The following is an 11,965-nucleotide window of genomic DNA, read 5'->3' on the forward strand; positions in this document are numbered from 1 at the left end:
CGCAACCCCGATCCTCCTTACTCCGTCACGGGGGCGATCGAGCCACCCGTGTGAACTTGAACCGCAAATTTTTCTGACGACATAAATCGAATGACACCTCGCCTCATCGCCATTGTCGCCATGGCCGGCAATCGAGTTATCGGCCGCGATGGCACTCTGCCCTGGCACTTTCCCGAAGACCTCAAATTCTTCAAACGCACCACGCTGGGACACCCTATCCTGATGGGCCGAACCACCTTCGAGTCCATCGGCAAACCCCTCCCGGGTCGTCAAAACATCGTGCTCAGTCGCACCCTGGAACCTCGCGAAGGGCTGACCGTCATTCGCCATGTCTCCGAACTGGCCTCCGTTACCGCTGGAGCCGAAACGGTTTTTGTCATCGGCGGTGCCCAAGTCTATGCCGAGCTCTTGCCTCAGTGCGATGCCCTGTATCTAACTTTGGTCAAAGGGGACTACGAGGGCGATACCCACCTCCCCGCTTTTGAGCATCAGTTTGAGTTGAAGCAGGTGCTGGAGGAAACCGAGGCCTTGGAGTTTCGCTATTACGAGCGCAGGTCGTCCGACCAACCGACGGTGGAAAAAGTGTAACATTCCTTCCGCATTCTCACAGGACAGGAGGAAGACATCATGAAAAGCGATTCTCCTCTCTCTGCCACCTGTCCCTCCTGCGGACAGGCACTTCCAGACAATGCGCCTCAAGGTTTCTGCCCGCACTGCCTCATGGCCGGTGCGTTACAAACCGCCCCACTACCTGCTCAAGCTGCCACCGAGGATATGGCGGAAGACATCCGAACGGCTTTTCCTCAACTAGAAATTCATGAATGGTTAGGCGCTGGTGGCATGGGCCGTGTCTTCAAAGCACGACAACCCACCTTGGACCGATGGGTAGCGCTGAAGCTGCTGTCTCCCGAGCAAGCACGGGACCCAGAATGGACCGAACGGTTCACTCGCGAAGCCCGAGCCCTAGCGCGCCTGAATCACCCGCACATCGTCCAGGTCCATGACTTCGGGTCAGCTAACCTAGGCGCTCAGGAGCAGCCCTATCTTATGATGGAGTATGTGGACGGAGTGAATCTCCGCCAAGCCCTGCAAAATGGAGGTCTTACAGCCCAAGAGGCTCTCAGCATCGTGCCCAAACTCTGCGATGCTCTCCAATATGCTCACGAGCATGATGTACTGCACCGTGACATCAAACCCGAGAACATCCTCATCGACACGGAAGGCCGAGTCAAAATCGCCGATTTCGGACTGGCTAAATTGAGGGATGAAATTCAACCCGATTTCACGCTCACCCAAAGCGGAGCCAAGCTAGGCACCCTAGCCTATATGGCTCCAGAACAGGTAGAACGTCCACAGGATGTAGATCATCGTGCAGATATCTACAGCTTAGGCGTGGTATTTTATGAGATGCTCACCGGCGAGCTCCCTTTGGGCCGCTTTCCCAACCCGAGCGAGTGCAATGGCACTGATCCTCGCTTGGATGCAGTGGTGCTGAGAACCTTGGAAAAGCAGCGAGAGAAGCGGTTTCAAAATGCGGCCGAGATGAAGTCTGGTCTCGAAAACGCCAGAACTGCCCCCATGCCAGTTGGGCCGACACCTTCCTGGAATGAGTTGAACTATGAGTATCGCAGCGAGAGCGGCATTGGCAGCTGGCCGTGGTTACACATTGTGTTCGGCAAGGACCCATTGACCGGTAAAATGAAACGTGCCCGAGGCATTGTGGCCATCGGCGTACATGCCACAGGAGTCCTGGCTTTGGGAGTGATCTCTTTTGGGCTGATCAGTTGGGGTGTCTTCTCGGTGGGATTGCTAGCCTCTGGGGTGCTGGCCGCAGGTATCGGTTCGTTAGGCGTCCTTAGCCTCGGTTTGGTCGGTAGCTATGGTGTTTTCGCCGTGGCTCCCGTAGCGTTAGGAGTGACGCCTATCGGCTACCTCAGCGCCGGAGTGACGGCGATAGGTCGAGATGTAGCTAGCACGACAGGGACCGTGGAGCCACAGGCGGCGGCTTGGGGCGACTATTGGATGCCGATCCTCGGTCGCATCCACACCTATTGGAATGCCGTCGGCTTAACGACCATCATGCTCGCCGGCACGTGGGCCGCTTGGCGCAGCCGCAAACCTAGGTCTCATATCGCTCTTTTTTTCGTCCTCTCGCTCCTGGGCCCGTTTAACCTCCTTTTGAGCCGAGCCACCTTAACTGCCCCCCGCTTTGGAGAACAACTTAGACGCGAAGAAAACACCCGGCGTCAGGAAAAGCGACGAGCCGAGTGGGCGAGCTTGGATAAGCTAAGAAAGCTGAGTCAAAGTTGGGTCACCGAAGCCTGCCGCACAGACTCTCCATCCGCTCGAGGCAAAGCGCTCCTGGCCATTCAGGAAGCTCTGGCCTCCTCCCAGATGGATCTTGTTCGCGCTGGTCTGCTCTCCATTCCAAAGATCAGTCAAACCAGCGCTGACAAAAAGACGTTTCGTGAACTGGCACGAGCACATTTGAACTTCGCCGATGTGGACATTTCCAATTTGGCTATCTCAGCCGTCGTCTCAATGGAGCCGGAATCCACAGATGTGGATCGCATCTTGGCCATGGTCGACAACGCCAAAGAATCTCAGTTGATCCCAATGGCACATGCTTTAGGCACACTTAGCCATCGCGATTTTACCGGGCGCTATGCGGATCCCATGTTATCGCTTCTTGAACGCGGAATGGTCATCGCAAAGGCGAAGACCCGAGGAGATAGCTATGCTTTCGATGAACGCATGCTGTTAGGCCCTTTGTGGGGAGCGCGAATCTCCCCCGAAATCGAAGCCAAAATCCTCGAGTGGAGTCATTTGGATGAGCTTGATGATGGGACCATGACCACCGCAGGCGTTGGCTACAATGTTTTCTATCACGCGCTCAGCACTCAAGCGAATAAGTCTGAAGCCACCGTGAGACGCTTGCTCCAACTGGCACAGAATCCTGACATCACAAACATTGCGGGTCGCAGCCTCTGGGGACTGCGAGGCACCATCCAGCCAGCCCAGCACAGTCTCGTCGCCGAAGCCGTGATTCGTCTTTTGGAAAATCGCAGCACAGCTTACCTCTGGGAACAAGGCCTTGAGCTCTTATCCACCTGTGCCCGCGCCCAGCACACGGATGCTTTACAGGCACTGATAGACCGAGAAGCTCTGCCCGAGGATTACCGCACTCGTCTGAAAAGTATCCTCCAAACCGCACGGCAGCGTTCATGAACAGCAGTTTTCAGAACACTCGCTGGACTCTGGTCGAATGTGCCCAGGGCCAAGGTGAGACAGCGGTATTAGCCCTGGGCGAACTATGTGCTGCCTATCATCGCCCCGTTCATGCCTTTATCCGCCATTGGTGCAGGGACGATGAAGTAGCTCAAGATCTGACCCAAGATTTCTTTGCTCACCTTCTTACTCACTCCAATTTGGGAGCAGATCGAAGTAAAGGGCGTTTCCGGGCTTACCTGCTGGGCATGGTCAAACATTTCCTCTTGGAAAAGCAACGCGTAAGACAGACCCAGAAGCGTGGGGGTCACGTCACCTTCCATGAGCCAAATGAACTTGATCTTCCTGACGACAAACAATGGCCACCCGACAAGCTCTTTGATCAGCAGTGGGCCTGCGCACTTCTTGATAGGGCTCTAAATCAACTGAACTCTGAGATGAGCGCTCAAGGCAAAGGCGATCTTTTTGATGCTCTCAAGCCTTGGCTGGCAAATACAGCCCAACAAGGTCAGCAACAAAAAATCGCCCTTCAACTTGGTCTGAGCGAAACCGCCATCCGAGTGCAAGTACATCGGCTTCGTAAACGCTACCGCGAATGGATCGAAGCTGAAGTGGCTCAGACACTCACGGGGACGATTTCTCTTCAAGAAGAGATGCAGCATTTGCTAGCCTCTTTGGCTGGCAAATAAAAGACCTCCCTGAAAATGAGTCATTCGGTTCTCCCATGGTCTATGAAAGCACTCTCCAAACGACATTCGATCGGTCTCTTGTTGGTGATCGTAAGCAGCCTTGCGATCGCTTTCTATTGGACAGGCGTTGTCCCCTGGATTCGCGGTCAGTCTCCAGAATTTGCCACCCACCTCTCACCCACCGGCTTTTGGCAATCGAAACAAACCCATCTCAAATGGGGGCCTTGGTGGCATGAGGATGGAACCATTGTGGGAGCTTTTGGTGATAAGGCATGGCTTGAGCGCATGATGGAATGGGTCGCCGATGGTACAGACCTGGAAAGCTGCCAGTCGGGGCATCGGGATAGCAGTTTAGCGATGATCACCAATCATGACCCGACTGAAGCCACGTCATCAGACGCATGGCGGCAGCATTGGATTCAATGGTGGCAAGCCAATCGAGACAAAAGCCAAGAGGAATGGATCCAAGCTGGCTTTCGTGAGCAAGGGTTCGAAATCAGCTTACCCCCGACCGAGGCTGACTGGCCAGCCCTGCTGCAAATTTTGGGAGCTACCGCAGGGCCGTCTCCAATACCCCATCGATCCGCGCCCGATGTGCTCCATCCAGCTCACCTGCGATTTAATGCCTACCGATGGCTGAGGGATAGTGGATTTGCCCCCATCCAGTATCTCTTCGATCAGCCCGACTTAGCCTTCCGCCCCGAAATCGCTGCGGGAGTGAGTGGCTACGCAAACTTCGAAAAAGGAAGTCGCGAATTTTTTGCCCCAGCTCCTGGTAGAATGGCCTTTGCCCCTGAATGGACCACCGGCCTGCTAGGACACTCAAGACCTCCTTGGCTCATCATGCCATCCACTCAAATGCTTGTCGGCATCATTCTAGGAGCAGGCCTCTATGCGGGTTGTTATTTAGCTCTGCACTGCAGACATCGTGGTTCGCACCAACAAAAAACCCCGGCAGATGCCGGGGTTTGAAATCAGAAATTGAAATGAAGGATCGCTGTGAATTAAGCGTCGTTCTGGACCAGTTCCTTGACGGTCATGGCCTGCTTGCCCTTACGGCTACGGAGGTAGTGGAGACGCGCGCGGCGGACTTTACCGGACTTGGTGACTTCGATCTTGGCCACTTTAGGGCTGTGCAAAGGAAACACACGCTCCACGCCTTCACCATAAGAGATCTTGCGGACGGTAAAAGCTTCGTTCAGGCCAGTGCCTTTGTGGGAAATGATGATACCAGCGAAGATCTGGATACGCTCTTTGTCGCCTTCGATGACTCGGGTATGGATCTTCACGCTGTCGCCCACATGGAAGGATGCGACTTCCTTCTTGAGTTGTTCGGAATCAATTTTGGCGATGATAGTGCTCATAATGTGCGGGGCGGAAGTGGTTTCGCACCCATTCCCATGACGGGCGAATGGAGCGAGGGGCAGGGATTCTGGATGCATTCTCCATTTTCGCAACAAATTTTTATCAAGCTTGCCCAGTTAGCCTCGCCCATCCATAACCACGCATGACTGCTGAGTATCTCCTTATCGATGTGGGCAATGGCCGCACCAAGCTGGGGCTGGCCTCCCGCGAGTCCATTTTGGACCGCCAGGAGCTGCCGACGGCCAGTCTGACACCTGAGGGAATTTTAAAAAAAATCGGCCATTGGAGCTTTGCGAAGGTCATTCTTTGCAGCGTCGTGCCAGCCGCCGTTGTGCCCTTCCGCACAGCTTTCCCCGATCTGATCGAGCTGCGTCACGATACCCCCATGGGCATTGGCATCCGCTACCCGAGGCCTGAATCCATCGGCGCGGATCGCCTAGCCAATGCTGTCGCCCTCGCCCATCTGCACGGTTCCCCTGGGATTGTGGTGGATTTCGGCACGGCCGTGACCTTCGATATCCTCTCGGCGGATCGCCACTACATCGGGGGGGTCATCGCCCCCGGGTTGCGTCTGATGACTGACTATCTCCACGAACGCACGGCGCTGCTTCCCAAGGTGGACCTGCAAGAGCCTCCTCACGCCATCGGTCAGTCCACCTACGAGGCTATCCAAGCAGGAGCCGCGATTGGTTATCGTGGCATGATCCAGGGCATCCTGAAGGCTCTACGCCAGGAACTGCCAGCAGGCCCCCTGCATATCGTCGCCACAGGGGGGGATGCTGAATGGATCATCTCAGGAATGAATGAAGACATCCTGGTGGACCCAGATTTGACCTTGCATGGCCTGCGTTTGGTAGGCAATCTCCGCGCCCTTAACCATGTCTGAAAGTTCCATCACCTCGGTCGGCATTGATTTCGGCGGCACGTCAGTCAAACTCGGCGTTTGCCGCGGCGGCGAACTGCTGACCACCGATGCCCCTATCCCCACCGCCCACTTTGCTGGCCCAGCCGCCCTCATTGGTGAAATGGCGGCACGCATCGCCAAGCTGCGCGAGACTTATCCAGACATTGCGGCTATCGGCGTCGGTGTTCCAGGACTCGTGGATTTCGATCACGGTTTCGTTCATATTTTGACCAACGTTCCCGGCTGGAAGCATGTGCCCCTAAAGGCGATCCTGGGTGAAAAGACTGGCCTGCCTGTGGTGGTAGAAAACGATGCCAACGCCATGGCCTATGCCGAGTTCCGCTATGGTGCAGCTCGCGGTCTGAACAATGTGGTGGCCCTGACGATGGGCACCGGCATCGGCGGTGGCCTGATCCTCAATGGTCAGCTTTATCGTGGCAGTGGCTGTGCCGCTGGTGAGATCGGTCAGATGAGCATCCACTTCGACGGAAAACCCGGCCACTACGGCAACCTCGGAGCCCTGGAAAAGTACACTGGTAACAAAGAGATCGCCGAGCATGCCGTGCAGCGCTACGCCGAGGCTCACGTACAGAAGACTCTGGAAGAATGCACCCCCAAGATGATCGCCGATGCCGCGAAGGCTGGCGATGACATCGCTCGTCAGATTTGGGATGAAATTGCCGATTGGTTAGGCACCTCCTTGTCCAGCATCGCCTGGTTGCTGAACCCGGACGCGTTCGTCATTGGTGGAGGTGTGGCCCAGGCGGGAGATTTGATTTTTGATCCTCTCAAACGCAAGGTTCAGTCCATGCTCAGCACCGTCGTCTGGGAACGACTTCAGATTTTACCTGCCCGCTACAGCAACGAAGCCGGCATCATCGGCAACGCTTCGTTGGCAGCAGATTCGATTGTGTAAATCGAAGGAATGGCTCTGAACAGCCGAATCGGTGTCAAGATCGATTCGGCTCTTCTCATAAATTCGCCTCACGGACTTCAATGTCCCATCGCCTGCTCCAAAGCTAATCGTTGCGTCTCGAACTCCTCCTCGGTCATCTTGCGCGGAACTGTGATGGTAGGCTCAAAAATCACGCGGACTTTCGAGAAAGGCAAAGGCAACAGGAACTGATCCCAGGTTTTGAAACGCAAAGCCCGGCTGTATTCCACGCGCACCGGAACAATGGTGCCTCCAGTGAGCTGACCTAGCTTGATGATCCCAGGTTGAAGCTGGTAGATGGGACCGCGAGGACCATCTGGCGTGATGCCTATATCCCTCCCCTCCTTCACCTTCTCCGCCATCATGATGAGCGCACCAAGTCCCTTCTGAGGTTTAGAGCTTGAGCCCCGTGCAGCCTCAAAACCAAACTGGGCACAGGCATCTGCAATGATCTGACCATCACCGCTGGGACTACTCAGAATTGCGCCAGGGATATGAGCGAACCAAAGTTCATGCACATACGGGATCACAAACATGCGGTTATGCCAGAACGCCCAGATCCAACCCGGGCGCTGGGTATTGAAGGCCCCTGCCTTATCCTCCACTTCAAAACGCAGCGTTCCCCCGATGCCCCGGATAAGGAGTGCCACCAGTTTGCCTACGTTCTTGATGCGTATCTTCGCCATCACGGACCCTTAGCGGTGCCTTCGACTCGGTGCAAGAGCCTCACGACGATCAAACCCATCGACGGAGATGCTCGGGCTCAATATTTTTAGTTAGACAAGATTTCCGTTCTTGTAAGCGGGTGGTTTTGCTGATGTAATCTTTTTTATCCAACCCTCCCCATCCTATGAAATCCATACTTCACCGTGTCGGAGTTCGTTTGGCGGTCATCATCGTGGTGGCTGCATGTGCCGGGTCTGCTTTCGCGGCAGACGATATTAACCAAATCTTCCAGATGGGCCGTGCGGCTTATTACAAAGGAGATATGGAAACAGCGTATCAACTCCTGACTCAGGTGGAGGCACGCAATCCCAAACACTTTGAAACCAAAGCCTTGCTCGCCCAGATCCGCAGTCAGATGAAGCCCGGCACAGGCTCCCTGAAAAGGAGCTATGAATCGGTCATCCTACCCAAGATCGAGTTCTCTGACGTCACCCTGGCAGAGGCCATCGAAGGACTTCGCTCTTTGTCCAAATCAGCCACTGGAGGCAAGGTGATGCCAAACATCCTCATCAAAGATCAGGACCTCGCCGGTAAGACGCTATCGCTCAATCTGCGCAATCTCCCCCTGACCGATGCTATCCAATATCTGGCGGATATGGCCGGTGCCCGCACCGTGTATGACAAACATGCGGTGATCTTCACCAGTGCAGCTACCGTATCGAATTGAAGCAGTCATGAAATCATGAAACAAAACAGGCGCAGGAGTGCAGCCCTGCGCCTGTTTTTGATCGTCCGCTAGCGATATTAGATGGAGACCTCGGCGTCTTCATCCAAAGCATCCACCACAGGCTTGAGAATCATGCCTGCAGCGACGGTGTTATTGGTCTGCTCATCCACCAATACGAAGCTACCAGTGATACGGTTCTGCGCGTAGGGGTCGTAGAAGATCGGGGCTGATGTCCGCACGCGAATGCAGCCGATATCGTTGAGTTGGAACTCTTGGCTTTCCTGGGATTTCTCCAGAGTGCTGATATTCACTTTGAAGAGCACATCGGTGACCACCGCACGCACTTCATTCGTGGTATGACGGAGATAAAAACGGCCGCGAGGTTTCAGCGTCTTCTTATCGGCAAACCAGCAGATCATGGCATCAAACTCATGGTTAGTCTCCGTAGGCTCACCGACTTTGACGATCATTCCACCACGGCTGGTATCAATCTCGTCTGCGACAGTGATGCTGTAACTGAGTTGCGGAATGGTTTCCTCTTTAGGCCCTTCAAAGGTATGAATACCTGTGATACGAGTCTTCATCTCCGAGGGATAAACCAAGACTTCTTCTCCGAGCTTGAAGGTGCCACTGGCGACACGGCCCGCGAAACCACGATAGTCATGGAGATTACCCAGCTTCGTATCTTCCTGATCCGAAATGGGACGGATCACCCACTGCACGGGAAGGCGTGCTTTGTCAGCGGCCGTTTCTGCTTTGACCTGCACTGTTTCCAAATGCTCAAGCAAGCTCGGTCCCTCATACCAGTCTGTGTTGGACGAGTGATCCACCACATTGTCACCATTCAATGCACTGATCGGGATCGGGCGGATATTGGGTGTGTATTCCAACCCCTTGGCGAAAGCCATGTATTCGGCGACGATTTTGGTATACGTATCTTCGTCGAAATCCACCAAGTCCATCTTGTTCACCGCCAATACGATTTGGTTAATACGCAGCAGGCTGGCCAAGTAGGTATGGCGCATTGTTTGCTCAATCACTCCTAAACGCGCATCCACAAGAATGATCGCAAGATCGGCCGTGGAAGCACCTGTCACCATGTTGCGGGTGTACTGAATATGACCTGGCGTATCCGCGATGATGAATTTACGTTTTGGCGTCGCAAAATAACGATAAGCCACATCAATCGTGATGCCTTGTTCACGCTCGGCACGCAGGCCATCGGTGAGAAGAGCCAAGTTCACATGAGCGTCCCCACGGCGTTTTGAGGATTCTTCAACAGCTAGGAGTTGGTCTTCAAAGATCGACTTGGAGTCGTAAAGCAAACGACCAATAAGAGTGCTTTTGCCATCATCCACTGAGCCAGCGGTGGTGAAGCGAAGAAGGGAGGATTCAGTGGGGTTGACGAGAACGTCCATGAGTCAAAGGAAAATCAAAAGTTGTTAGGTTGGGTTCTCAACAAGGATCAGAAGTAACCTTCCTTCTTGCGATCTTCCATGGCGGTTTCGGAGCGCTTGTCATCTGCGCGAGTACCACGCTCTGTTTGGCGTGCAGCGGCCACTTCAGCGACGATATCATCGATCGTGCTCGCAGTGCTTTCCACGGCGCCTGTGCATGTGGCATCACCGACGGTGCGGAAGCGGATGATCATTTCCTTCACCCGTGGTTTTTCTTCGTCCAACAGAGGAATGAAACCAGTTTCTGTGTCCAAAAGCTGGCCGTGACGCTCGATGATCTTGCGCTTATGGCTGAAGTAAAGGCTCGGCAGAGGAATGTTTTCCTCACGAATGTACTGCCAGATGTCCATCTCAGTCCAGTTGCTCAGAGGGAACACACGGAAGTGCTCACCAAAGTGCTTACGGCCGTTGAAAATATTCCAAAGCTCGGGGCGCTGGTTCTTTGGATCCCATTGACCAAATTCATCGCGATGGCTGAAGAAGCGCTCTTTGGCCCGAGCCTTTTCCTCATCACGGCGACCACCACCCAAGCAAGCATCGAACTGGTGTTCTTCGATCGTGTCCAGGAGCGTGACCGTCTGCAGTTTGTTACGGCTCGCATTGTGGCCTTTCTCTTCCTGAACACGGCCCTCGTCAATGCTCTTTTGGACGCTTCCCACCACAAGATTGGCGCCGATCTCTTCCACAAACCAATCACGATAGGTCATGGCCTCAGGGAAGTTATGCCCCGTATCCACATGCAGGAGTGTAAAGGGTAACTTCGCAGGATAGAAGGCCTTACGGGCCAACCAAGCCATGACGATCGAGTCTTTGCCGCCCGAGAAAAGAAGAGCTGGCTTTTGGAACTGAGCCGCGGTTTCGCGAAGCACGTAAATGGCTTCACTTTCAAGAAACTGAAGATGAGTGATGGATGACATTCCGAAAGGTTGGGAAGAAAGCGAAGTTTTAGGATTTGTCTGTGACTAGCTTGGCGTGAAGTCCGCATTCATGCTTCTCGTCACCTTTAGCCGGGTCGTAATAAGTACGTTCGTTGGGGAGGTCGAACTCAGCCAGATAGGCGTCCATTTCAAGCGGGGTCCATTCTAAAATGGGATTCACCTTGAGGCATTGCAACTTAGCATCCCACATGACCGGTTGAAGAGTCGCCGCACGCTGTGGGTTCTGCTCTTTCCGAAGCGCCGTGATCCAAACCTTTGGAGCCAACTCACGCATTCCCCGTTCGAATGGCTCTAGCTTCATGATGCGGCTGAAGGATTCCACCCTCTCCACCTCATCAGGCATGGGGATTTGGCCGCCGTTGAGAGCTAACCAATGAGCCGAAGTCATCAACGGCAGATACGGTTTCAAATTCAGGCCCAATTTCTCGCGGCACTTCTCGGCGAAAACATAAGTCTCAGGAAGATTTGTCCCATGATCCACCCACAAGACAGCGATCTCTGGCTGGACCTGAGTCGCGAGATGCAAAATCACCGCTTCGTAAGGGCGGAAATTGGTTGTCACAATCGCAGCTTCGGGAGCCTGGCTGATAGCCCAGCGAACGATTTCCAAAGGCGTGGCTGTGGCTAGCTTTTGATTGATGGCTTGAAGTTCTTCAGGAGTCATGTGTGTAATCCCGATAAAGTATATCTTTTGAGTATGCAATTGAAGAATGATAGAAAAAACCCCCTCGGCTTCGTGAGAAGGGAGGGGGTTTATAAACTGGCGGCGACCTACTTTCGCAGGACCTATCGTCCAACTATCATCGGCGCAACAGCGTTTCACTTCCGTGTTCGGAATGGGAACGGGTGGTTCCACTGTGCCATGACCACCAGACTTACGAGCAGAGGTTATTCAATTAAGGACTGCTCGACAGTCTGAGGGTAAGGAAGGGAGCTGATCGAAGTTCCCTGACAACTGCATACAGGAGTAAAGATGAACAATTTCGGTTTGGGCCGACGTGTGTGTCTTGTTTTGAAAGGAATGAAGGCAATGCAAGACAAACGGATGATTAGTATC

At 54.0% G+C, this 11,965-nt stretch carries 12 protein-coding genes and 1 rRNA gene; 7 read left to right on the forward strand and 6 right to left on the reverse strand.

Annotated features, from left to right (window positions below; translation table 11 throughout):
- The first annotated feature begins 90 nt into the window (after window positions 1-90).
- Genes B5D61_RS06720 through B5D61_RS06735 form a run of 4 tightly spaced genes read left to right on the forward strand, consistent with a single transcriptional unit; the run spans window position 91 to window position 4,889 of the window.
- Window positions 91-588 carry a dihydrofolate reductase gene (locus tag B5D61_RS06720; RefSeq protein ID WP_078812545.1) on the forward strand — a complete coding sequence of 166 codons (498 nt, stop codon included), beginning with the start codon at window positions 91-93 and terminating at the stop codon, window positions 586-588.
- 39 nt (window positions 589-627) lie between these two features.
- Window positions 628-3,228 (forward strand): serine/threonine-protein kinase, encoded by a 2,601-nt coding sequence (locus tag B5D61_RS06725; protein ID WP_078812546.1) that lies wholly within the window; start codon window positions 628-630, stop codon window positions 3,226-3,228.
- Entirely contained in the window at window positions 3,225-3,917 is a 693-nt protein-coding gene (locus tag B5D61_RS06730; protein ID WP_078812547.1) for an RNA polymerase sigma factor, read from the forward strand. Before B5D61_RS06725 ends, B5D61_RS06730 begins: the two co-directional genes overlap by 4 nt.
- Window positions 3,918-3,959: 42 nt before the next feature.
- Entirely contained in the window at window positions 3,960-4,889 is a 930-nt protein-coding gene (locus B5D61_RS06735) for a hypothetical protein (protein WP_078812548.1), read from the forward strand.
- A gap of 32 nt (window positions 4,890-4,921) precedes the next feature.
- Here B5D61_RS06735 and rplS read toward each other — a convergent pair whose 3' ends face one another.
- Window positions 4,922-5,281, reverse strand: coding sequence for a 50S ribosomal protein L19 (gene rplS / locus B5D61_RS06740; protein WP_078812549.1), 360 nt, complete (start codon window positions 5,279-5,281; stop codon window positions 4,922-4,924).
- A gap of 143 nt (window positions 5,282-5,424) precedes the next feature.
- Here rplS and B5D61_RS06745 point away from each other — a divergent pair, with 143 nt between their 5' ends.
- Both B5D61_RS06745 and B5D61_RS06750 read left to right on the forward strand, forming a co-directional pair.
- On the forward strand, window positions 5,425-6,168 hold the full coding sequence (locus tag B5D61_RS06745) for a type III pantothenate kinase (RefSeq protein WP_078812550.1): 744 nt from the start codon (window positions 5,425-5,427) through the stop codon (window positions 6,166-6,168).
- The gene (locus B5D61_RS06750) at window positions 6,161-7,102 is read left to right on the forward strand and encodes an ROK family protein (RefSeq protein ID WP_078812551.1); all 942 of its coding nucleotides are present in this window, start codon (window positions 6,161-6,163) and stop codon (window positions 7,100-7,102) included. Before B5D61_RS06745 ends, B5D61_RS06750 begins: the two co-directional genes overlap by 8 nt.
- A 77-nt stretch (window positions 7,103-7,179) precedes the next feature.
- Here B5D61_RS06750 and B5D61_RS06755 read toward each other — a convergent pair whose 3' ends face one another.
- Window positions 7,180-7,806 carry a lysophospholipid acyltransferase family protein gene (locus B5D61_RS06755; protein WP_078812552.1) on the reverse strand — a complete coding sequence of 209 codons (627 nt, stop codon included), beginning with the start codon at window positions 7,804-7,806 and terminating at the stop codon, window positions 7,180-7,182.
- A 164-nt stretch (window positions 7,807-7,970) separates the two neighbouring features.
- Here B5D61_RS06755 and B5D61_RS06760 point away from each other — a divergent pair, with 164 nt between their 5' ends.
- Window positions 7,971-8,513 (forward strand): hypothetical protein, encoded by a 543-nt coding sequence (locus B5D61_RS06760; RefSeq protein ID WP_139373106.1) that lies wholly within the window; start codon window positions 7,971-7,973, stop codon window positions 8,511-8,513.
- 77 nt (window positions 8,514-8,590) lie between these two features.
- On the opposite strand, the gene B5D61_RS06765 is transcribed toward B5D61_RS06760, so the two are convergent.
- From B5D61_RS06765 to rrf, 4 genes are all read right to left on the reverse strand, one after another.
- Entirely contained in the window at window positions 8,591-9,931 is a 1,341-nt protein-coding gene (locus tag B5D61_RS06765; protein WP_078812554.1) for a sulfate adenylyltransferase subunit 1, read from the reverse strand.
- Window positions 9,932-9,978: 47 nt separating this feature from the next.
- Complete coding sequence (gene cysD / locus B5D61_RS06770) at window positions 9,979-10,887, reverse strand: sulfate adenylyltransferase subunit CysD (RefSeq protein WP_078812555.1); 909 nt, start codon at window positions 10,885-10,887, stop codon at window positions 9,979-9,981.
- A 28-nt stretch (window positions 10,888-10,915) separates the two neighbouring features.
- Window positions 10,916-11,572 (reverse strand): phosphoadenosine phosphosulfate reductase domain-containing protein, encoded by a 657-nt coding sequence (locus B5D61_RS06775; protein WP_078812556.1) that lies wholly within the window; start codon window positions 11,570-11,572, stop codon window positions 10,916-10,918.
- A 94-nt stretch (window positions 11,573-11,666) separates the two neighbouring features.
- Window positions 11,667-11,782, reverse strand: a 5S ribosomal RNA gene (rrf, locus tag B5D61_RS06780).
- Window positions 11,783-11,965 lie beyond the last annotated feature (183 nt).

Source organism: Prosthecobacter debontii (genome assembly GCF_900167535.1).
GTDB classification, from domain to species: domain Bacteria; phylum Verrucomicrobiota; class Verrucomicrobiia; order Verrucomicrobiales; family Verrucomicrobiaceae; genus Prosthecobacter; species Prosthecobacter debontii.